The sequence below is a fragment of the Celeribacter sp. genome, assembly GCF_048266405.1.
GTDB lineage: Bacteria > Pseudomonadota > Alphaproteobacteria > Rhodobacterales > Rhodobacteraceae > Celeribacter.
Genome location: NZ_JBLWZO010000008.1, coordinates 17,241 through 38,044, shown reverse-complemented (window position 1 = coordinate 38,044; position 20,804 = coordinate 17,241). Strand labels below are relative to the sequence as shown.

The following is a 20,804-nucleotide window of genomic DNA, read 5'->3' as shown; positions in this document are numbered from 1 at the left end:
TGCTTTACTCCGCAGGTGTTGCGATGGCGTCGGCATTGCGCCGTCCGGCCAATCGGTCTTGGTGACGCTTGTTCCACGCATCGGTTTCGTCGACATCCTGATACGGGCCTTTACGGATGTATTTGAGCATCAAGCCCATCTCGACGATGAACAGGATGGTGTAGAAGATGACGAAACCCGCGAGTGTCATGGCGACCTCAGTCATCGACAACGCCGACACCGACATTGCCGTAGGCAGAACGCCATCTACCGTCCAAGGTTGGCGACCAAATTCGGCAACGAACCAGCCCAGTTCGGCTGCAATCCACGGCGCAGGGATCATCCAGACCGCCAAATGCAGAGCAGGACGGGGGAAGTTCATGCCTTTGAAGGACGCGCGGTAGAAGAAATACCCCATCGTCGCGATAAACCCGAAGCCAAGCGCAACCATAAAGCGGAACGCCCAAAACAACGGCCAGACGGTCGGCACGGTATCATTCGCGGCGGCTTTGATCTGCTCCTCAGTGGCATCAAGCGGGTTATCGACGTATTTTTTCAGCAGATAGGCAAAGCCCAGATCCGCCGAATGCGCCTCGAACTGCGCAGTCATGGCGGGGTCGACGGCCTCACGTTTTTCGCGCACCTCAAGCAGCGCCTCATAGGCGATCTGGCCCGAACGGATACGATCTTCTGCCGTGGCGACGAGCTCATTGATCCCCGGAATATCGGTGGTCAACGACCGCGTGCCGATGAGCCCCATCACCCAAGGAATTTCAATGGCGTAATGGGTTTCACGCGCTTCCTGGTCGGGAAAACCGATCAAGTTGAACGGTGCAGGCGCATCATGTGTTTCCCACATCGCCTCGATTGCGGCGAGTTTCATTTTCTGGCTGTGGGTTGCAGAATAGCCTGATTCATCGCCGAGCAGGACAACGGAAAACGCCGAAGCCAGACCAAATGCGGCGGCAACGGTGATCGAGCGACGCGCCAACTCGATATGACGTCCGCGCAGCAAATACCATGCCGACACGCCCAAAACGAAGACCGAGGCGGTCACATAGCCCGCAGACACGGTATGAACGAATTTCGCTTGAGCCACCTCGTTGAACAACACCTCAAAGAAGTCCGTCATCTCCATGCGCATGGTCATCGGGTTGAATTCGGCCCCAACGGGGTTTTGCATCCAGCCGTTGGCGATCAAAATCCAGAGTGCGGAGAAGTTGGAGCCGATGGCTACCAGCCACGCGACGACCAAGTGAGCGACTTTGCTGAGCTTGTCCCATCCAAAGAAGAACAGCCCGACAAAGGTTGCCTCAAGGAAGAAGGCCATCAGCCCTTCGAGTGCCAATGGGGCGCCGAAAATATCGCCAACGTAGTGACTATAATAGCTCCAGTTCATCCCGAACTGGAACTCCATCGTGACGCCTGTTGCGACACCGAGGGCAAAGTTGATGCCGAATAACATGCCCCAAAACTTGGTCATTTGCCGCCAGATCGGGCGGTTGGTCATGACATAGACCGTCTCCATGATGGCCACGAGGATCGACAGACCCAACGTTAGCGGCACAAAGAGGAAGTGATACATGGCTGTCGTCGCAAATTGCAGGCGCGACAGTTCGACAATACCGAATTCCATATCTACAGCTCCGTTTACAGAAGGTGTGAATCCCTTCTAATTAAATTCATACAGTTGCATATATCCTGAAAGCAGGGGCCACGATTTGATCTAGGTCATAAATATACATCCAAGATATACCTTAATTCTTTCCCTCCTATCCTAACGACACCGATGTATCGGCAAATGTGATTTCCACCGTTCTATGCGCAGCAATCACGATGGCCGCATCGGGAAGAGCATCACGAATACCGAGCAAAACACGCTGTGCCGTCTCGGTGTCCAATCCTTCCGTCGGCTCATCCAAGAGTAACACATGTGGGCGTTTGAGCAGGGCACGGGCCAAGGTGAGCCTGCGGGCTTCGCCGCCTGACACCCCTTCCCCGCGCAAACCAAGTTGCGTGTCGAGGCCGTCACGCGCTTTGAACGTTTCGGCCAGTTGCACACTGTCCAAAACCTGCCACAGCGCGGCATCGTCACTATTGGGCGCGACAAGTTGTAAGGCCGCGCGCACGGTCCCGGACATCAGCGCAGAGCGTTGCGGCAGAAGCGTCACCTTCTGGCGCAGTGCGTCTTCGTCCCATGTCTCGACGCCCTGCCCGCCTAAGGTAAGTTGCCCCTGCGCCACGGGATGTAGCTGTGCGACGGCCAATAGAAGCGTCGACTTACCCACACCGCTTGGCCCCGTCAGGGCAACAGTCTCGCCCGCCGCCACGCGAAGGCTCAGGTCCGACACGATTGGCGTATCACTCAGCGGACGGTGTAACGTCACGCGATCCAGAGCCAAGGGCAAAGCGGAGGTGGCTGGCGCAGTGGACACACCCCCCTCAGGCACAATCAAATCCCGCGACACGCGCCGCGCGGCCTCAGTCATACGCCCGATCTCGCTCGCGGCGCGGCGCAACGGCGCGATGGTCTCGGACAAGGCCAGAGTGGCAAAAAAGCCCAAGGCGGCAAAGGCAGGCGCGATGGTCCCTGCCTGCACCATCAAGATACCGATCCACAAACTGCCCCCTGCCACAACGGCGCCAAGCATCTGGATCGCCAAACCCGCAAAGCGTTCGGCGTGATCCTGTTGGCGGCGCAGATCAATGCGGCGCGTCTCGGCGGCCAGTGTAGTTTGCGCCTGAGCGCTCAAACGCCCATAGATCGTCAGGTCGGAACGGGCGCGGATCAGATCGATCAAACGAGCGCGAAACGCCTGTGCGGCGACCTCTGCGCGGCGCGATAGCGGCGCAGCCTTGCGCATGGTTTGCCAAAAGATCGCAGCCATACCAAGCAGATAGCCGAGCAAAACCCATAGTGCGACAGGCAGGCCAACCAACGCCCACAACGCCACGAAGGCCACGATCTGTGTCGCCACACCGGCCAAGACAGGCAGCACCAGACGCAATGGAACCCCGTCAAGCGCATCCACATCGGCAGTCAAACGGTTCACCGCCTGCGCCCCTCTCAGCCGCACCATGCGCCCATAGGGCGCTCGCAGCAGCCCGCCCAAAAGGCGTGTGCGTAAGGCTTCGAGGGCTTTCAGTGTGGCGTCATGCGTCAATATCCGCTCGCCATAACGGGCCGCAGCGCGACCAAGTGCGAGAAACCGCACCATCGCGGAGGGGCGGAACACATCAAAAACAGTGCCCAAACCCGCAAGCCCAGCGGCAGCGGCGGCGGTGATGAACCACCCCGACAGCCCCAGCAAGGCAACGCCCATGATCAGAACGATAACGCTGAGCGCGGCCCCACGCCAAAAGGCAACGGGATGTTCTCGCGCGATCATCACGAATATTTGCCACAGCGGTTTCATAGGGCTTCTCCGATTGTGATGATCCTGTCCATCCGTGCCGCCAGTTGGCTGTCATGGGTCGCCACGATCAGGGTGGCACCGCGTTCGGCCTGCGCCAACAACCCCTCCGTCACAATTTGCGCGGTGGCGGCATCCAGATCGGCGGTCGGCTCGTCCGCAAGGATCACATCGGGCGCACCATAAATGGCCCGCGCCAAGGTGAGCCGCCGCGCTTCACCGCCTGATAGCCCGCCACCTGTTTCGCCCAAACGGGTGTTTAGCCCCTGCGGCAGAGCGGCCACGACTTGCGACACGGCGGCTTGCTCCAGTGCCGTATCTAGGTCGCCTTCACGGCCAAGTGTCAGGTTCTGGCGCAGGCTCGCGTTCAGAAAATGCGGAGCCTGTGGCATCCAACCGATCCGCGCACGCCACGCATCTGCGGTGTCCGACGACAAGGGCGCACCCGCGACCGTCACCTCACCTGTTGGCGGCGTCAGAAGTCCAGCGATGAGGCGCAAGGTTGTGGTTTTTCCCGCGCCGCTTGGCCCCACCAAAGCGATGGTTTCGCCCTGTGTAATGGTCATATCGGGAAGGGCGCGTCCATTGGCGAGGCTGCATCCTTTCAAACGGATATCGACTGGTCCAGTCATCGCCACCGCAGGACCGCCCGCGCCAAGAAGTCTGGGCGTGTCGCCCGCCTCCCACTCTGTCAGCTCTTTGGCCACGGCATCGGCGGAGGCTTTGTCATGCCACGCCCCCGACAGGTCACGCAGCGGTTGGAAATACTCAGGCGCAAGCAACAGCAGGAAGATACCCGCCTGCGGCGTGAGTGCCGTCCCCCACGTCCCGAACTCGAGAACACCGAGCAAGGAGAACCCGACATAAACGGCCACCATTGCAACGCCGATTGCGGCGAAAAGCTCAAGCACCGTTGAGGATAGAAAAGCGACGCGCAGAACGGCCATCGTGCGCTGTCTCAAATCCCCCGCTTGGGTCGCGAACTCTGTCATCACAGTGTCGCGCGCGCCCAAAAGACGGATATCAACCAAAGCCGACAGACGGTCGACCAAGGCATCGTTAAGCGTGCCTATTTCTGACATCTGGCGTTCACTGGCCTCTTTGGCCGCGAAGCCGACCAAGGCCATGAACACGGGAATGAGCGGCCCTGTAATGAGCAACACAATCGCCACGGCCCATGACTGCCACAGGGCCAAGGCGAAGATCACGATGGGCAACACCATAACCCGCGCCTGTGCGGGGGCGTAGCGGGTTACATAGGGCGCAAGCAGGTCCAGTTTCTCGCTCGCCAAGGCCGAAATGCTGCCCGCGCCGCCAAACGGGCTCTCGACCGCACGATGCGCTTCCGCCTCGACAATCCGCGCCCGCGCCTCCCGCAAAACCGCCTCCGCCGCCGCATCAGATTGTTGTTCGGACAGCAGGCTCAAAAGCGCCCGCAGCGCCCCGAGTGCAATAAAACTGGCCCCCGTCATCCACGCCGACACATCCGCGCCCGTCAACAAGCCGCCCAAGGCGGACGCGACGATTGCGGCTTGCAGCGGCCAGATCAAACTCGCAACCACAGATAGCGCACTGGCACGTCTACGGCGGCGCGGCTCGGGGGCGGTCCACAGGTCCAAAGCCTTTCGTGGCTTAGGCGTGGTCTGTTGTTTTGATCTCACCATCAAAACCTCTGAATATGAGTCGCATGACCTCTTAGAGGATTTATAAGGGCCGACTGCGCTTCGACCTAATAGGGATCACATGACGCGACACGCGAGGCTTGGCAACGCGGCCATTGGCCACGGTCTAAACCCCTCCCGTTTCATTGACCTCTCTCAAACAAAAAAATGCCGCCCGTTAGGGCGGCAAAGTTGGGGGAATAGATTTTATCGGTGGGATGCGTTTACGAGAAAACTATTCCCCCATCCACGTTGAGGGTTTGTCCTGTCACAAAAGCGGAATCGTCAGAGGCGAAAAAGGCGACAGGGCCGACAACGTCTTCGGGATCACCGATCCGCGCCATTGCTGTCTTGGCCTTCCACGCATTGCTCACCTGTGGATCTTCAAGGTTCACCCGTCCCATATCGGTCATAATGATACCGGGACAGACGCAGTTAACGGTGATGCCCAACGGGCCAACTTCCTGTGCAAGAACACGGGAGAAGCCCATAACCGCAGCCTTGGACGCGGAGTAATGCGCCTGTTCGGGCGCTCCGTGCTTGCCGCCAATGGAGGCGATATTGACAATTCGCCCGTAGCCGCGGGCCTTCATAGCGGGCAAAAGCGCCTGAATGACCATGAAAGAGCCTTTGGCATTCACGTCCATAACGGCGTCCCATGTCGTCTCAGGCAAACCGTCAACAGTTCCCGCGATCAATATGCCCGCATTGTTCACCACCGCGTCAATCTGACCGAAGGCCTCAAGCGCCTGTTGGGCCATTGCCTCGACCTGCGCCTTGTCACTCACATCGGCAAAGAGAACCTCTGCGCGCTGTCCCATCTCGCGGATTTGCGCCGCGACGGCGTCCAGATCGTCTTTCTGACGTTCGATGTCATTGAGCGCCACGTCATAGCCGCGCTTTGCCAATCCCAAGGCGATGGCCGCGCCGATGCCACGGCTCGCCCCTGTCACCAATGCTGTTCTTGTGTCGCTCATATCCGTCCTCCCATTCAAACTGCGGTATATCCACCATCGACCGTCAACACGGTGCCGGTGATGAAACTGGCGGCCTCGGAGGCCAGAAACAGAACGCTGTCCGCGATCTCGCGCGGCTCTCCCAATCGGCCCATCGGAGTGCGGTCCATCCAGACATCGAACCACTCGGGCTTTGACCGACCTGCAAGCGTGAGTTCTGTGGCGGTGTAACCCGGTGCCACGGCATTGACCCGCACGCCTGACGTCGCCCATTCGAGGGCGCAGCTTTTGGTCAACAGGTTCACCCCAGCCTTGGCGGCGTTATAGGCCGCTTGTGGTTGCGGCCAGACAGGCACCTCGCCACACATCGACGACGTGCAGACACATGCGCCTGATCCACGCGCCACCATCCCAGGCCCGAACGCACGCAGGGTGTGGAACACGCCAGAAAGATTTACATCAATCACACGGTTCCAGTCGGCTGGATCAATTTCGGCCGTAGGACCGTTGTGAACGATCCCCGCATTCGCGATCAACACATCGGGTGTCATCTTTTCCGCAAGCGCTGCACAGGCGGCAAAGTCGGTCACATCGAGAACTTCAGCCGTCCCGCCAATCTTGTCGGCCAAGGTCTGCGCCGCATCCTGATCGAGATCCGCGAGCGTCACCTTGGCCCCTGCTTCGGCAAGCGTTGTGGCGATTGCAGCCCCGATCCCCTTGGCGCCCCCCGTGATGAGGGCGCTCTTGCCGTCGAGACGAAAGCGCTCAGCGACACTCATGACAGCACCTTTTTGAGCGCAGGGTAAAGTGCTGCGTAGCGGGTATAAATCTCGTCATACTGCGCAACATTCGCCGCAATCGGTTCGATCAAACGGCCCTCGTGGACCATTTCGCCAATCCCTTCGTCGATGGTCGCGAAATGCCCTGCACCCACACCTGCCAGAACGGCCGATCCGGTCGACGGCGCATCGGGGGAAGCAGGAACCCGCACGGGAATGCCCGCCGTATCCGCATGGATTTGCAGCCAGAGGTCGGATGCCGTGGCCCCGCCCCCGACAGTCATTTCCGTGCCCTCATAGCCCGCCGATTTGAAGGCCTCGAGAATGGAGCGTGTGCCAAAACCGATCCCTTCCATCACGGCGCGGAAAATATGGTGCAACTCATGCCCAAGCGTCAGTCCCACCAATGCGCCACGCGACAGCGGGTCGGTATGGGGGGTGCGGTTCCCTTGGAAATGGTCCTGAACGATCAGCCCCTCGCATCCTGGTTCAAGGGCGAGGGCCTTGCGATTCAACTCGTCGAAATCAAGCGGGCCGCCCGTCAGGCGCGACAACCAGTTGATGATGGAGCCTGTCGATGTCTGACCGCCTTCGACAATATAGCGGTCGGGGTAGACGATATCGGCATAGCTGCCCCAGACACCCGGCGCATGAATCGGCGCTTTGGTCACACCGAATTGTAAATGCGACGAGCCTGTGATCATCGCGAGTTGGCCGGGTTTATATACCCCGAGCCCGATCATTCCGATGAGAGCATCCGCACCGCCCTGAACGACCTTAACCTTGGTTGATAGGCCCAGTTCATTCGCCGCAGCCGCCGTCAGCGTACCCACAACATCTCCGGGAGCCACAACGCGGTCTGGCCACTTTTCCTCAAGCTCGGAGAGATCAAGCGCCGCCAAAAGCGAACTGGCCCATCCGCCTTCGCGTGAGCGGTAATGCCACCGCAGCCCCGCATTATCGAGGCTTGCCGCCCATTCGCCCGTCAGGCGATGAGTAATGAAATCCTGATATTCGCAAATACGGTGTGCCTTGGCAAAGACCTCAGGCTCGTTGCGTTTGAGCCAGAGCGCCTTGGGGATCATCCACTCCGCGGACACTGGCCCCTGCCCTGCACCGTTCAGTTTGAGGGCAGCGTCCCCCGTGTCCAGAACCGCCTGTGCTTCGTCGTGGGCACGCACGTCCATCCACATGATCGCAGGGCGCAAAGGCCGTCCGTTATCGTCAAGCGCCACCACGGTGCAACAGGTCGTCGCATAGCAAATCGCCTCGATCTGCGCGGGATCGACACCCGCCTCGCGGATCGCACCACGAGCGGCAGTGATGAAATTGCTCCACCAATCCTCAGGGTTTTGCTCAACGCGTCCGGGTTTGAAATCCGTTTTGTAGGGCACTGCACAGGTGCCGAGACAGCCGCCTGCAAGATCATAAACCCGCGCACGCAGGCTCTCGGTGCCGCCATCTGCGGTTAGAAAATAGGCCATAATCCTCTCCTCAGATCATAGGGAAACACGGAAAAAAGCAGTCACTCACAGGGCGCGAAATGCCTCAAGGGCCTTGCCCGCATACATCACTGCGGGTCCGCCTCCCATTTCAACAGCAACTTCCAATGCTTCGATGAGAGACGCCTCGTCAGCGCCGTGGCGCTTTGCCGCTTCAACATGATAGAGAATGCAGTCTTCGCAGCGGGTTGCAACCGCAATCGAGACCGCAAGCAATTCGCGATCCGCAGCAGAGAAATGTCCCGCCTTCGTCGCAGCAGCGGACACAGCGGCAAACCCTTTCATCAAATCAGGGGCGGATTTGGCAAAGGCCCCCATCCGCATTTTCGCAGCTTTCAACTGATCGCTCGGGGTTCCATCACTCATTGTTAAATCCTCTTTGCAAGATATCCTTAACCACCTCAGGTTCGTCCCAATGGGGCATGTGGCCCGCCTCGGGGAAGACATGCAGGGCAATCTCGGGTGACACATCAATGGCATCGCGCCAATCGAGAATCTGATCCTGTTGCCCCAGAAGGATACGCACAGGCAGCTCACTGGCCAAACGCATCACCGCGGACCGCAGGTTTACCGTCTGATGTCCGTTCCGACATATATCATCGGCCAAAGACACCAGACGTCCCGTCGACAGGCTCGCATAAATTTCGCTGACGATGTCCTCGGAAAAGCTCTCTGCACGGCGCGACAGTCGGCGCAAAAGATGCCCGATCGTCGCGCGACTATCCGCATGGGCCATCCCCGTGATAAACTCGGCGTCGATAGACAGCCCAAGCCCCGCGGGCGCGATCAGCGACAGGGACAACGCCCCGCCCTGTTTCGCTACCGCCGCGATTACGGCAGCAGCCCCAAGGGAATGCCCGACCAGATGAACAGGTCGCGCGGGATCAAGTTCGGCGGCGAGCGCATCGACCAGATCGTCAAACCTTTGCGCCTCCGCGGTGTTCGCACCATGTCCGGGAAGGTCCACAGCCCGCACCGACAAGCCTGCCCGAGCAAGCCCCTTGCCCAGTTGATCGAAGGTGACGCTATCGCCTGCGAAGCCGTGAACGAGCAGCACAGGAGTGCCATCAGCTGGGCCCCATGTTTGCGCAGGCAGGCCAACGCCGCCCCGCGCAATCGCCCGTTCCACATCCACAAGCTCGATCCGACCACGCCGCCCAGAGCCGTTCAGGCTTTCGATGGCAAGTCCGGCTCGGCGTGCAGCACGACGGGCCAAAGGCGTTGCACGAACATTGGAGCCTACGCGCGCGACCGCAGGCGCATGATCCTTGGCGGCGGCTATCTGCGCGGTTGTGCTCTGTTCCTCTTGCGTGTCGGGCGCGAGGTCCGGCGCATCTGCACGCGCCACTTCGACACGCGCAATCGGGGTGTCGACCTTAACCGTCTCCCCGGATGCCACCAAAGTTTCAACCAACCGCCCCGCAACAAGCGCCGGGAATTCGGCCACGGTCTTATCCGTTTCCACTTCGAGAATGGCAGCGCCGCGCTCATACTGTGCGCCGACCTCGACCATCCAGCCCATGATCTTGCCCTCTTCCATCGTCTCACCGAGACGCGGCATGAGAAGGTCGATCACAACGGTATCGCTTTGCTGCGGTTCGTCAACGGCGGGTTCGGCGCTATCGTCCTCGCCAGACACCCAGTCCTCTCCACCCAAAAGGTCGATCTGAGCGATCGGCTCTCCCAGACGGACGATATCGCCCTTGGACACAAGAGTGCGCACAAGTTTTCCGCGCCCCAAAGCAGGGTATTCAACAGCCGTTTTATCCGTCTCGAATTCGATCAGAGGCGCACCGCGCTCGAAACTCTCTCCCTCAGCCAAAAGCCAATCCGAGACAGTCCCCTCCTCCATCGTCTCCCCGAGACGGGGCATTTTCAGGATAACGGTGTCCTTGACCTCGCTCATGCCGCGCTCCCCAGTCGCGCGAGGCGTTCTGCGACGTCGCGGATGAAGGGCGTTGTCGGCACGGAGTTTTTCTCAAGCTCAACCGAAACAGAGATCGGAATGTCCTCACCGCACACGCGGATGACAGGTTCCTGAAGAAAATCAAAACATTCCTCATGGATACGGGCGGACAGTTCCGCGCCGACGCCTGCCGTCATCACGCCTTCGGAGACAACCATAACGCGCCCGACCCGTTCAACATGCTCACGCACCGTGTCAAAGTCGAGCGGGTTGAGAGAGCGAAGATCAATCACCGTCGCCTCGATACCCGCCTTTGACATCTCTTCGGCTGCGGCGAGTGCATTATGCACCTGACGCGAGTAGGTCACGATCACAAGATCATCGCCCGTCCGACGCACTGCCGCCTTGCCCCATTCGGGAGCGGGAGCCGACAGGTCCACGTCCTCTTTCATCGTGTAGAGGGATTTATGTTCGATAAAGACAACGGGATCAGGCTGTTTGAGCGATTGACGCAGCAGGTGATAGGCGTCCGATACGGTCGCAGGCATCACAAGGCGCAAACCCGGCGTATGCATGACATAGGCCTCAAGCGATTGCGAGTGTTGCGCCCCTGCGGAACGCCCTGTGCCACCTTGGGTGCGCAGGATCATTGGCACACCGATCTGGCCTCCGAACATATAGCGGATTTTCGCGGCTTGGTTGCCCAACTGGTCCATCGTCATGCCGATAAAATCGACATACATCAGCTCGGCCACTGGCCGCAGACCGGACATCGCCGCGCCGACAGCCGCACCCACAATCGCAGGTTCGGAAATCGGCGTGTCGATCATACGCTCGGCACCGAATTCCTCGTAAAGGCCCTTCGTGACCCCGTAGGCCCCACCGTAGCGGCCCACTTCCTCACCAATCACCACGACGCTGTCGTCTTCGGTCATTGAATCACGCAGCGCCTGTTTGAGCGCATCTCTGTAAGTCATCTCGGTCATGGGATTATTCTCCTGCCAAAATTCGGTCAATTCGCGTGGCGACCGCTTCGGGTTCTGGTTGGTCGGGGGCGTAGACATCGCGGAACATGGAACCCAATTGGGGCTCTTTAGATGCAATAGCGAAATCAATGGTCGCATCCATTTCAGCCCCGATATCTGCGTCGATCCCGTCAAGCTCGGTCTCGGCACTCTCGCCGCTTTCGATCAAGGCAGTGCGGGCAAACAAAACAGGGTCTTTTGCGCGACCTTGTGCCTCGTCCTCTTCGGAACGGTACGGGCTTTTGTCCATGCGGGCGTGGCCGAAAAAGCGATAGCATTCGATGGCCAGGAAGCCGGGCTTTCCGCCTCGCGCTGCATCAATCAAACGCGTCGCGGTGTCGCGCACCTCGCGCACATCAAGCCCGTCCACGGTTTCCGCATTCAACCCAAAGGCCAAAGCACGTTCATGGAGCGCGCGGCCCTTGGTGGCCTGCTCGATCCGTGTGCCCATCCCGTATTGGTTATTGATGCACACAAACAGAACCGGAAGATCCCAGAGCGCGGCCATATTCATACTCTCGTACAGGATGCCCTGCTGCATGGCGCCGTCCCCGAAGAAGGCCACGGAAATCGAGCCTTTGCCCTCGCGCTTTGAGGCGAGCCCTGCGCCGACGACTGCGGGAATGCCGCCCCCGACAATGGCGTTTGCGCCAAGGTGGCCAAGGCCCATATCCGCGATGTGCATGGAGCCGCCCTTACCGTGGCAATAGCCCTCTTCCTTGCCGCCGATTTCAGCCATCATCCGTTTTGGATCGGCGCCACGGGCCAGAAAGATACCGTGGCCGCGGTGGTGGGTGGTAAAGGTGTCGCCGTCTTTCATAAGGGAGGCAACACCAACGGCAGCACTTTCCTCACCGATGGACAGGTGCAACATGGAGCCTGCGGACTGGCCGCGCACGAAAAGCTCGCCGACCCGCTCTTCGAAGGTGCGCACACGGCGCATATCGCGGTAAAGTTCCAAAAGAGCGGTGTTGGTACGGGGTGCCGTGTCTGCCACGGCTGTCGCTTGAGATGTGGTCATGGTTGGCATCCTTAGAGCAGATTGAGTTTGGTGGTGCGCGACACGATGGCGACCGCGACCAGAATGATGACGCCCTTCACGATGTTCTGGATGTAGGTATCCATCCCGATCAGGTTGAGGCCGTTATTGATCACCCCGATAAAGAGTGCGCCGCAGAAGGTGCCCAGAACCGTCGCAGTCCCGGGGCGGAACATGGTCATGCCGATGAACACCGTTGCGAGACCGTCCAGAAGGTAGCGTTCCCCGACATTGGGTTGCCCCGATCCGAGACGGGAGGACAGCAAAGCGCCAGCGATGACCGCGAAGACAGAGACCAGAACAATCGCGGCCATACGGTAAAAGGTGATGCGCACGCCAGACAGCTCGGCGGCCTTCTGATTGCCGCCCACCGCGTAGACGTAGCGCCCGAAGAGAGTGCGCTCCATCACGAACCATGCAATGGCAACGGAGATGATCATGAAGTAGGCGAGATTGGGAATGCCCAGCATACGCCCCTGCCCCAGAGCAAGGAAACTATCAGGCAAGCCGCCATAGATCGCCCGCCCGCCAGTCATCAGGAAGTTCACCCCGAACAGGATCGACCCCATCGCGAGTGTCGCGATAAGCGAGGGAATACCGACCTTCGTGATGAGAAGACCGTTGATCAGACCAACGACAATGCCCGCCGCCAATGCCGCCAAGAGCGCGAGGCCAAGCGGCGTCCCCGATGTCAGAAGTGTCGGAACAAGTATGCCCGCAAGACCCACGCTATATCCCACAGAGAGGTCAATTTCCTTGGCCGCAAACCCAAAGGTGAGGCCTGAGCCCACGATGGTCAGAATGGAAATTTGTTGCAGGATATTCGTCAGGTTGAACGGTGTCAGGAAACGATCAACGAACAGAGAGAAGCCGACAAACATCAGGATCAAAACACCCAATGTCGAATAGCGTTGGATGAAGTCCGAACGGACGGGCTTTCCCTGCGGGACGGCTGCCGTTCCGGACGGTGATGCGGATTGAGTGTTCATGCGGCATCTCCAGTGATGGCTTGGATGAAATGGCCTTCGGAAAAATCAGCGGCCTGAATTTCGGCGCCAGGAAGACCATGGACAAAAGGAATAGCTCGGTGACAGACCTGCGCGATTTCGCCCAGATCGGAAGACGCGATCAGAATGGCGGCCCCCGCTTTTGCGAGGCGGCGCATATGGGCGTAAATTTCCATTTTCGCGCCGATATCTACGCCTTCGGTCGGTTCGATAAAGATCAACACCTTGTAGCGCTCACCCGCCCCATACAGCCATTTTCCGATGGAGACTTTTTGCTTGTTACCCCCCGAAAGATTGCGGATGAGTTGGCGTTGGCTTGGTGTTTTGACGTTGAGCAGTTGGATCACCCGATCGGCCTCTCGGGCCTCGCGACGCAGACCGAGTATCCCGCCGCGGGCGGCGAAATCGGGATGCACCATCGTCAGGTTCTCGACGACTGTGCCGTCCCCTGCCAATGCGTTTTCCATTCGATGATCAGGCACGAGGCCAACGCCCGCACGTTGCATCGCACGCACCCCTTTGGCGGTCACGGGAGTTCCAGCGATCTCGATCTTGCCAGAGGTGACGCCTTGGCGTGTGTAGAGCGAGCGTGCGAAGCCGAAATGCCCTGCGCCAGTCAGGCCGATGAGGCCGACGATCTCGCCAGCACGCAATTGGAAATGGTCCATCGAGACAGCACCAGCGGCCCAATTCTCAACCGAAAGCACGACGGGCGCGCTCGCCTCGACATGACGCACACCCGCATCGGCTTCCGCCGTCGTACCACCGCCAACCGCATCGCGGCGCAGCATCAGATCGGTGAGTTTCGCTTCCGTCACATCCTTGCGGGCCAAGGTATCGACATGCTGACCGTCCCGCAGGACCGTAATACAGTCGGATAGCACCACAACCTCAGACAGGAAGTGGGAAATCAAAACGACCCCCACGCCTTTCGTAGGCAAGAGGCTGATGATGTCCCACAGTTGTTTCTTTTCGCGCGCTTCCAACGTTGCCGTTGGTTCGTCGAGGATCAACAAACGGATATCCCCGCGCAAGGCGCGTACAATTTCAATGACCTTTTGATCCGCCATCGGTAGGTCGATGACAGGCCGATCAAGGTCGATTTCAAGGCCCGGAAACCACTGGACCAGCAAGTCTTCCGCCGCCTTACGCAGCGCACCGCGCCGCATGATACCGAAGGGCAGACGCGGTTCCGCCCCCAACATAATATTCTCGGCCCCTGTCAATGAGGGAACAAGGCTTCCTTCCTGACTCACATGGGCAATTCCGTAGCCAAGAGCGGCACGCGGTGTCGAGAGAACCACATCCTTGCCCTCAACGCGGATTGTGCCACCTGTCGGCTGCAATGATCCACCGAGGACGTTGACGAAGGTACTTTTTCCCGCGCCATTCTCCCCGACAAGGCCATGCACTTCGTCGAAACGAAAGGACACGCTCACCCGATCCAGAGCCCGCGTACCAGGGAATTCCATAATAATATCTGAGAGCTGCACGGACATTCGTGACCCCCCTTTTTGAGTGGCTGTCGGAAAAGATGTAAGGATTGCGGGCCGCAGAGTTCGAAAATGCGGCCCGCGCACCGCGGGAGAACGCGATTTGTCCGTTACATGAAGTCTTTGCAGTTCTGCTTGGTCACCAGAGGTGCATCCATGTAGACAATGTCGCTCGGGATCACGGAGTCACGCTCCATGCCCTCGCCCACAATCTGCTGGATCCAGTCACCAACCTGCGCGCCCATGCCTTCGAACGGCTGGCTCACCGTTGCGATCATCATGCTGTCCTGTTTGCAGACTTCCGCAACAGCCTGTGGGTGTCCGTCAATACCGATCACTTTAACGTCGGTCAGGCCTGCGGCCTTCATCACGTTAATCGTGGCTTGAGCAGGCTCATCCCAAGGAGCCCAAACCGCGTCGATATCCTCGCCAAAGCGAGCCACGTAGTCCTGCATCGTCGAGGTCGTATCCTCGAAGAAGGCCGTGTAGTCGATGTTGTGCTCGGCCAATACGTTCACGTCGCCGTATTCCTGAAGCACCTTCTCCATCACGTCGCCACGCTTACGTGTGCCGTGGTGTTCAGCCATACGGAAAAAGACGAGATTGCCCGAACCGCCGATCTGGTCGAGCAGGTACGGTGACACATCTGCGGACATGGCCCAGTTGTTGGTGGTCACGTCAACCTGAATACCTTCGACAAAGCCACTATCGACGGAGAACACAGGCACGCCTGCATCCAAAGCGACGTCGATGGCTGCTTTCGAAGCCCGCAGGTCCGACATGGTGATGATGATGGCATCTACTCCGCGCGATACAGCGTCTTGCAAGTTCGATGCTGTTGCTTCGCCCGACCCCTGGCTGTCCAAGAAGCTCACGTTCCAATCGTGACCTGTCTCGTCCAACCACGCTTCAAAGCCCGCCTTCACGCGTTGCTCCGATTGTGCCGCCGCGTTGGAGTGAACCCAAGCGATGTCGAGTGCATCCTGTGCAAATGCTGCCGACGCAGAGCCCGCCACAAGTGCAGCAGCCATAACGCTGGTGCGGAATTTTACTGTCATATTTGTCATTTCTTTCCTCCCATTCAAATAACGTCTGGCGGTCCTCCGAACCGCGTCCACCACCGAACGTTGCGCGAGTCTGTTACTTTTGTCAAGCTTCATTACATTTGTAATTTTTCTACTTCAATACAATTGTCAGACCGCATCACAAAGGATATGGTCGGACCATGAAAGAGAATGATGATCAGCAATTGATGAGCCGCGCCGCATGGCTCTACTATGTCGGCGGCCTCAATCAGGAAGAGACCGCGAACCGTCTCGGAACCACCCGGGCGCGCGTTAACAAACTGTTACAATTGGCAAAAGATGCAGGGATCGTGTCGATCTCCATCGACGCCCGTGGCAACGGTCTCTTAGATGTCGAAGACGCCCTGCGCAGCCGCTTCGGACTGGAGCGTTGTATCTGCTCGCCCGAGCTTGGCCTCTCTGCAAAAGACACCCTTCCCGGACATCTCGCCGATTACCCGCGCCGCGCTGTCGGCTCACTGGCCGCGACCCTACTGCGCGACCAGTTGGCCCGTAACCCCGAATCGATCATCGGCACGGGATGGGGGCGCACGCTCGACCAGATCACAAAAAACATGGCCTCCGTAACCGCGCCGAAAGCCCGCTTCGTCAGCCTTATGGGATCGCTAACCGCCAACAGTGCTTTCAACCCGTTCGAGGTGGTTCAGGCGCTGGCCAGCACCACAGAAGCGGAAGGCTATTTCCTCGCGGTGCCCTTCATCGCCAACTCGCCGGAAGATCGCGACATCCTGTTGTCCCAAACAACAGTCAGCGCCGTTCTTGATATGGCACGCAAACCCGACATGGCCATCATCTCGGTTGGCGAGCTGACGCAAAACTCCCTGCTGCGACGCTCGGGCATGATCTCGGAACGTGAGCTTGAGGAGCTTCATGCGGTGGGCGCGGTCGGGGACACCAACGGCATTTTCTTCGACGCCGAAGGCCGTCCCGTCTCCCACGACTTGAACCGCCGCACGCTCGCTGTGGATTTTGACGCCCTGCGCGAGACCCATACGGTGCTTTTAGCCGGCGGTGTGGAAAAGGCAGAGGCGACCTTTGCATTGTTGAAAAACGGTCTGGTCAAAACGCTCATCATCGACGGCGACACCGCCCGCGCTGTCAACGCGATGAGCTAAATGTCTGATCTGGCTTGGCAGCTCGGTAAGGACAGAAAAAGACCCGCTTTTCGTGACATGGCTGCACAACACATGATCACGGAAAACGGGCCTTTCAACACACACGAGCACGGTGGGCGGTATGCTTACGGCGTGTATCTGGTATCGTCGACGCCCACTTCGGGGCACGGCCCAATTGGCCGCTCACGCCACGACCTAATTCAGCTGACGCAGCAGAACCTCGCGACGATTGTTGAGTGCCGCCCGAAGCCCCATGGACACCGAAATCGGTGTGACGGGCTCGCGAATGGAGGCATCACAGATGCAGGCGCGCTCAATCGACAAATCGCTTTTGGCGAAGTCTGGTGATGTGACGATAATGACGATCTCGGGATCTTTTTGACGCAACTCGATCAACCACTCCACGGCGTCATCAATGTCGGAAATCGCAACAACGAGAAGACGCACCTTCGCATCGCTTTCGAACAAGAACTTTTCAGCGATACTTTGATCCTCGGTCAAGACGACCTTCCGCGAGAAGACGAACTGGGTGGTTGAGCGCTCGATACCCCCGTCGCGTTCCTTGCCATAGAGAATGATGTCGCTGCCTTCGAGAGAACGCGTATTGAAGAGATCAAAATCTCTGGCAAGTGTATCCACCTCCATGTCGGCTCTTTCAAAAAGGGCGGCGCGCCGAACGGGCTTCGCGGAGACATCACGTGATGTGTTGCCTGCAAACACTTTTGTCAGAATACGGGACACAGATACCTTGGACTTCTCAACTGTGTTGTCGAGCTGTGTCGCGTCCATGGGCTCATAAAACATCTCGTGTCCTTTCGCAAAACCTGTGGCTTAAAAGGCAACGCCTCTTAAACAGGATGAATTAAATGCGACTGGCTTGGTTCAAATCTGCTGGTAGCGTGGTTTGCGCGTCATCTCAACCAAAGCCTGGGGGGCGATCGAGACTGTGAACTACTTGAACCAAGCCAATCACAAACTGAATTTGCCCCATCGAGACCGCGCACCATATCGGAGAAAGGTCGTAATTCTGCCTCTGTAGTCCCTTAGGGGGAGCGATTTACAACCCAAGTCGGATCACTCTTGAGAGAACATCGCAGGGCAAATGAGCTATGCCACCAACCCTGCGCCCTCTTCTAAAAATGATACCAGATCGAAAGGGACTCCCCTGCCCGCTCCCCTTGTTTGGGGCGCACAACCGGGAACAAGTCATGCCACATCTCCGGTATTAAAAGTCAGACTTGGAGATGCGCCAAAGAATCGCATGCGTGCTAGCATAGTATATGCGCTTCTTGCCAAGCCACTTCCGCGTGCGACCATGGGATCAACGCAACACACAAAATGCATGAGACAGGATAGGCGCAACGTGTATTGAGGTTTTGTTACTATGCCGCAGCTCGCGCACCGCAACTGCACTTTTGCCAACGGATCGTCAGACCAACAAGGTTACCGCCTGAAATCACATATCTGCGGGATCGGCGGACAGTCGGTCAATCACATCTTCCAACATCCAAGTCACAAGCTGGTTTCGACTGGACGTGTTGGACTTGCGGAAAATATTCGACATCTGGGATTTGACCGTGGATTCAGATGTGCCGCGGAGGTCTGCAATTTCCTGGTTACTGAACCCTTTGATCACCAACATGGTGATGTTCTTTTCTGTCGGGCTCAGCTCCCACTCCTCAAACTGGCTTTTGAGATACTTGCTAAATTCGCCGGAGGCCGCGTCGACTTTCATCTCGACGTTTTTCATGCGGGCTTGTTCCTGAGAGACCAGTGCAAACGTTGAAAACACGCCGAAAAGCATCCCGATACTGGCAGTGACTTCAATGACCTCCATAACGGTCCAAGGCACGAACCAAAGAGGGATAGCAAAATAATCTGCAAATATTTTGAACAGAAAAAGAAAGGTGAAAATGACTTGCGCAGTTAAAATGAACTTCACTGGAATCTTCATACGCGTCCTCATTCCAACTCACTTTCCGATTAGGTCTGGCCTACTTCGACCAAGTCCTGTCTCGTAGAATAAGACCTGTCGACTTGGAGATAATGGTTTCTCTAATCAGGTCGTCCTTTTGAGAACGAATTCGCACCCTATTCAAAAACGTGTTCTCGATAAGCGTAATTGAAAAACCACTTACACTAAGAGAGTGAATAACTTCAGAAAATCCATAAAGCTCACCCCCGTCTCCAACGATGATCGTCTCATATTGCAGGGGTTCGGCGGTAACGGTTGAGCCTGCGAAAATAGCAACTGTCATTACCAACATTAAACACGCGCAACGTCTTATGAATGACTGACTTTGTCCAGACATAAAATTTCCACGCACAGTTGTGCGCAGCGTTTTGAGGTTCAACCTGAGTGATATCTGACACATTGCTTCTACTACTTATATTAACCCAAAAGAATTGTGGGCTTTGGTTGCGCGAAGCAATCGGGGGTGAGCGCCCCGAACGTCTAAAACCCACCGATCAAAGATTGGAACCATAGCACTAAGGGACCAAACCGGTCGCTTGTCGCCCTATGCTTAAATCCAAACCCAGCACTTTTTTGCGGAAAGTTGGCCGGCTGACGTCGCCCCGAAATTACGCTCGAACTACAGCAGCACCTAACTCTAAAAAAGATGCAAATTAAATACTACTTTAGAACTACACCACTGAGACCTTGGTCTTTTCGCACTGTCGTACGATTGCCATTACCTTACGTTGCGGAAGAACCTCAACACGCACCCTCCAGTTGCGTGGGTGCGGTAGCGAGGGTCGTATGCACGCAAACCGAATCGCATCAAATACATTTTGACTGCCAAATTGTCTGTGGGGGCAACGTTTTGGCTTGTTTGTTAATCAAAGTGTGTTCGATGTATTTTTGGTCGGCAATGTGATGGATCTTCTTAACAAAATGGGGCGCAAAATATCGCGTTCGAATATGGAGTCATTCACAAGATGCTTGATTTTACAAAACCCAAAAAAACCCAATCCCTGTTCACAAAAAAAACCGCCCTTCTGCTACTGGTCGGCGCAACCTCAATTGCAGCCCTATCCACCCCGGCACGTGCTGGTGGTCTAGGTAACTTGGTCGAAGGCGTGACCGGAGCTGTTGGCGGAGCCGTTGGTGGTGCCGTTGGTGGCGCCGTATCATCCGTAGGGTCAGCCGTCGACGATGTCGCAGATACAGCCGGTGACGCAGTCGGCAGCGTCGGCGGAGCAGTCGGTGGCGTTGTGGATAGTGTCACAGGTCAATCGGGTGACAACACAGTCGGCAGCACTGTTGGTGGTGCCGTAGCGAGTGTCGGCGATGTGCTGGGTGGCACTAGCGGCGGCAATGGCGACGACGACAACAACAACAACAACAACAACAACAACAACAACAACAACAACAACAACAACAACAACAACAACAACGGCAACAACGGCAACAACGGCAACAACAATAACAACGGCAACAACGGCAACAACAATAACAACAATAACAACGGCGACGGCGACGGCAATAACGGAACCAATGGCGGCAATGGCGTCGACGGTTGGGCAAACGGTGCTGCCGGAACCCTTTCTGGCAACTGTAAAACGTTCGGTAACTCGGCAAATTACACTGGCCTGAGTGCAGTCGACAGCAACAGCGTCGTCGTTGGTCGAGTTGTTGGCGCTCAAATTTCGAACGACCTGAAAATTCAGGCCGTCCGTTTTGAAACCGCTGCAAAGGTCAATGGTAAGCGTCGCTGCCTGACCTTGCGCGGCGGCACGATTACGGCGTCCAATGGCGCGATCATCCTGCCCGTTGATCAAGCTCGTATTTTCAGCAGCACAAACTAATCTGATCCAGCCTAGCTCCCTGCTGGATGAAACA

17 protein-coding genes are annotated in these 20,804 nt (G+C 57.6%); 2 read left to right on the top strand and 15 right to left on the bottom strand.

Annotated features, from left to right (window positions below; translation table 11 throughout):
- Window positions 1-4: 4 nt before the first annotated feature.
- The 13 genes from ACN0TS_RS13975 to ACN0TS_RS13915 all read right to left on the bottom strand — a co-directional run bounded on the left by ACN0TS_RS13975 (window position 5) and on the right by ACN0TS_RS13915 (window position 15,827).
- Window positions 5-1,615, bottom strand: a complete 1,611-nt coding sequence (locus ACN0TS_RS13975) for a cytochrome ubiquinol oxidase subunit I (protein ID WP_417259980.1) — start codon at window positions 1,613-1,615, stop codon at window positions 5-7.
- A gap of 136 nt (window positions 1,616-1,751) precedes the next feature.
- Window positions 1,752-3,395 carry an amino acid ABC transporter ATP-binding/permease protein gene (locus ACN0TS_RS13970; protein ID WP_417259979.1) on the bottom strand — a complete coding sequence of 548 codons (1,644 nt, stop codon included), beginning with the start codon at window positions 3,393-3,395 and terminating at the stop codon, window positions 1,752-1,754.
- A complete protein-coding gene (gene cydD / locus ACN0TS_RS13965) occupies window positions 3,392-5,056 on the bottom strand; it encodes a thiol reductant ABC exporter subunit CydD (protein WP_417259978.1) in 1,665 nt (554 codons plus the stop codon). Before cydD ends, ACN0TS_RS13970 begins: the two co-directional genes overlap by 4 nt.
- 221 nt (window positions 5,057-5,277) lie before the next feature.
- Window positions 5,278-6,030, bottom strand: a complete 753-nt coding sequence (locus tag ACN0TS_RS13960; RefSeq protein ID WP_417259977.1) for an SDR family NAD(P)-dependent oxidoreductase — start codon at window positions 6,028-6,030, stop codon at window positions 5,278-5,280.
- A gap of 14 nt (window positions 6,031-6,044) precedes the next feature.
- A complete protein-coding gene (locus ACN0TS_RS13955; protein WP_417259976.1) occupies window positions 6,045-6,788 on the bottom strand; it encodes an SDR family NAD(P)-dependent oxidoreductase in 744 nt (247 codons plus the stop codon).
- Window positions 6,785-8,272, bottom strand: coding sequence for an FGGY-family carbohydrate kinase (locus ACN0TS_RS13950; protein ID WP_417259975.1), 1,488 nt, complete (start codon window positions 8,270-8,272; stop codon window positions 6,785-6,787). Before ACN0TS_RS13950 ends, ACN0TS_RS13955 begins: the two co-directional genes overlap by 4 nt.
- Window positions 8,273-8,317: 45 nt before the next feature.
- The gene (locus ACN0TS_RS13945; RefSeq protein ID WP_417259974.1) at window positions 8,318-8,656 is read right to left on the bottom strand and encodes a carboxymuconolactone decarboxylase family protein; all 339 of its coding nucleotides are present in this window, start codon (window positions 8,654-8,656) and stop codon (window positions 8,318-8,320) included.
- The gene (locus ACN0TS_RS13940) at window positions 8,649-10,196 is read right to left on the bottom strand and encodes an alpha/beta fold hydrolase (protein WP_417259973.1); all 1,548 of its coding nucleotides are present in this window, start codon (window positions 10,194-10,196) and stop codon (window positions 8,649-8,651) included. The genes ACN0TS_RS13945 and ACN0TS_RS13940 overlap by 8 nt, the downstream gene beginning before the upstream one ends.
- Window positions 10,193-11,182, bottom strand: a complete 990-nt coding sequence (locus tag ACN0TS_RS13935; RefSeq protein ID WP_417259972.1) for an alpha-ketoacid dehydrogenase subunit beta — start codon at window positions 11,180-11,182, stop codon at window positions 10,193-10,195. The genes ACN0TS_RS13940 and ACN0TS_RS13935 overlap by 4 nt, the downstream gene beginning before the upstream one ends.
- A gap of 4 nt (window positions 11,183-11,186) precedes the next feature.
- Window positions 11,187-12,242, bottom strand: a complete 1,056-nt coding sequence (locus ACN0TS_RS13930) for a thiamine pyrophosphate-dependent dehydrogenase E1 component subunit alpha (RefSeq protein ID WP_417259971.1) — start codon at window positions 12,240-12,242, stop codon at window positions 11,187-11,189.
- An 11-nt stretch (window positions 12,243-12,253) separates the two neighbouring features.
- Window positions 12,254-13,249, bottom strand: a complete 996-nt coding sequence (locus tag ACN0TS_RS13925; RefSeq protein WP_417259970.1) for an ABC transporter permease — start codon at window positions 13,247-13,249, stop codon at window positions 12,254-12,256.
- Window positions 13,246-14,766 (bottom strand): sugar ABC transporter ATP-binding protein, encoded by a 1,521-nt coding sequence (locus tag ACN0TS_RS13920; RefSeq protein WP_417259969.1) that lies wholly within the window; start codon window positions 14,764-14,766, stop codon window positions 13,246-13,248. The genes ACN0TS_RS13925 and ACN0TS_RS13920 overlap by 4 nt, the downstream gene beginning before the upstream one ends.
- Window positions 14,767-14,870: 104 nt before the next feature.
- Complete coding sequence (locus ACN0TS_RS13915) at window positions 14,871-15,827, bottom strand: sugar ABC transporter substrate-binding protein (RefSeq protein ID WP_417259968.1); 957 nt, start codon at window positions 15,825-15,827, stop codon at window positions 14,871-14,873.
- A gap of 158 nt (window positions 15,828-15,985) precedes the next feature.
- Between ACN0TS_RS13915 and ACN0TS_RS13910 the strand changes: the two genes are divergently transcribed.
- The gene (locus ACN0TS_RS13910) at window positions 15,986-16,960 is read left to right on the top strand and encodes a sugar-binding transcriptional regulator (RefSeq protein WP_417259967.1); all 975 of its coding nucleotides are present in this window, start codon (window positions 15,986-15,988) and stop codon (window positions 16,958-16,960) included.
- Between the two features lie 195 nt (window positions 16,961-17,155).
- Here ACN0TS_RS13910 and ACN0TS_RS13905 read toward each other — a convergent pair whose 3' ends face one another.
- Window positions 17,156-17,764 (bottom strand): hypothetical protein, encoded by a 609-nt coding sequence (locus ACN0TS_RS13905; RefSeq protein WP_417259966.1) that lies wholly within the window; start codon window positions 17,762-17,764, stop codon window positions 17,156-17,158.
- Window positions 17,765-18,416: 652 nt separating this feature from the next.
- A complete protein-coding gene (locus tag ACN0TS_RS13900) occupies window positions 18,417-18,914 on the bottom strand; it encodes a helix-turn-helix transcriptional regulator (RefSeq protein WP_417259965.1) in 498 nt (165 codons plus the stop codon).
- Window positions 18,915-19,900: 986 nt separating this feature from the next.
- Between ACN0TS_RS13900 and ACN0TS_RS13895 the strand changes: the two genes are divergently transcribed.
- Window positions 19,901-20,770, top strand: a complete 870-nt coding sequence (locus ACN0TS_RS13895) for a hypothetical protein (protein WP_417259964.1) — start codon at window positions 19,901-19,903, stop codon at window positions 20,768-20,770.
- Window positions 20,771-20,804: the final 34 nt, after the last annotated feature.

Excerpts from the sequence above, each read along its gene's own strand:
- ACN0TS_RS13960 (WP_417259977.1), bottom strand. The coding sequence starts at position 6,030 with ATGAGCGACACAAGAACAGCATTGGTGACAGGGGCGAGCCGTGGCATC.
- ACN0TS_RS13950 (WP_417259975.1), bottom strand. The coding sequence starts at position 8,272 with ATGGCCTATTTTCTAACCGCAGATGGCGGCACCGAGAGCCTGCGTGCG.
- ACN0TS_RS13945 (WP_417259974.1), bottom strand. The coding sequence starts at position 8,656 with ATGAGTGATGGAACCCCGAGCGATCAGTTGAAAGCTGCGAAAATGCGG.
- ACN0TS_RS13925 (WP_417259970.1), bottom strand. The coding sequence starts at position 13,249 with ATGAACACTCAATCCGCATCACCGTCCGGAACGGCAGCCGTCCCGCAG.
- ACN0TS_RS13915 (WP_417259968.1), bottom strand. The coding sequence starts at position 15,827 with ATGACAAATATGACAGTAAAATTCCGCACCAGCGTTATGGCTGCTGCA.
- ACN0TS_RS13955 (WP_417259976.1), bottom strand. The coding sequence starts at position 6,788 with ATGAGTGTCGCTGAGCGCTTTCGTCTCGACGGCAAGAGCGCCCTCATC.
- ACN0TS_RS13910 (WP_417259967.1), top strand. The coding sequence starts at position 15,986 with ATGAAAGAGAATGATGATCAGCAATTGATGAGCCGCGCCGCATGGCTC.
- ACN0TS_RS13935 (WP_417259972.1), bottom strand. The coding sequence starts at position 11,182 with ATGACCGAGATGACTTACAGAGATGCGCTCAAACAGGCGCTGCGTGAT.
- ACN0TS_RS13895 (WP_417259964.1), top strand. The coding sequence starts at position 19,901 with ATGCTTGATTTTACAAAACCCAAAAAAACCCAATCCCTGTTCACAAAA.
- ACN0TS_RS13975 (WP_417259980.1), bottom strand. The coding sequence starts at position 1,615 with ATGGAATTCGGTATTGTCGAACTGTCGCGCCTGCAATTTGCGACGACA.
- ACN0TS_RS13905 (WP_417259966.1), bottom strand. The coding sequence starts at position 17,764 with ATGTTTTATGAGCCCATGGACGCGACACAGCTCGACAACACAGTTGAG.
- ACN0TS_RS13900 (WP_417259965.1), bottom strand. The coding sequence starts at position 18,914 with ATGAAGATTCCAGTGAAGTTCATTTTAACTGCGCAAGTCATTTTCACC.
- ACN0TS_RS13940 (WP_417259973.1), bottom strand. The coding sequence starts at position 10,196 with ATGAGCGAGGTCAAGGACACCGTTATCCTGAAAATGCCCCGTCTCGGG.
- ACN0TS_RS13920 (WP_417259969.1), bottom strand. The coding sequence starts at position 14,766 with ATGTCCGTGCAGCTCTCAGATATTATTATGGAATTCCCTGGTACGCGG.
- ACN0TS_RS13930 (WP_417259971.1), bottom strand. The coding sequence starts at position 12,242 with ATGACCACATCTCAAGCGACAGCCGTGGCAGACACGGCACCCCGTACC.
- ACN0TS_RS13970 (WP_417259979.1), bottom strand. The coding sequence starts at position 3,395 with ATGAAACCGCTGTGGCAAATATTCGTGATGATCGCGCGAGAACATCCC.
- cydD (WP_417259978.1), bottom strand. The coding sequence starts at position 5,056 with ATGGTGAGATCAAAACAACAGACCACGCCTAAGCCACGAAAGGCTTTG.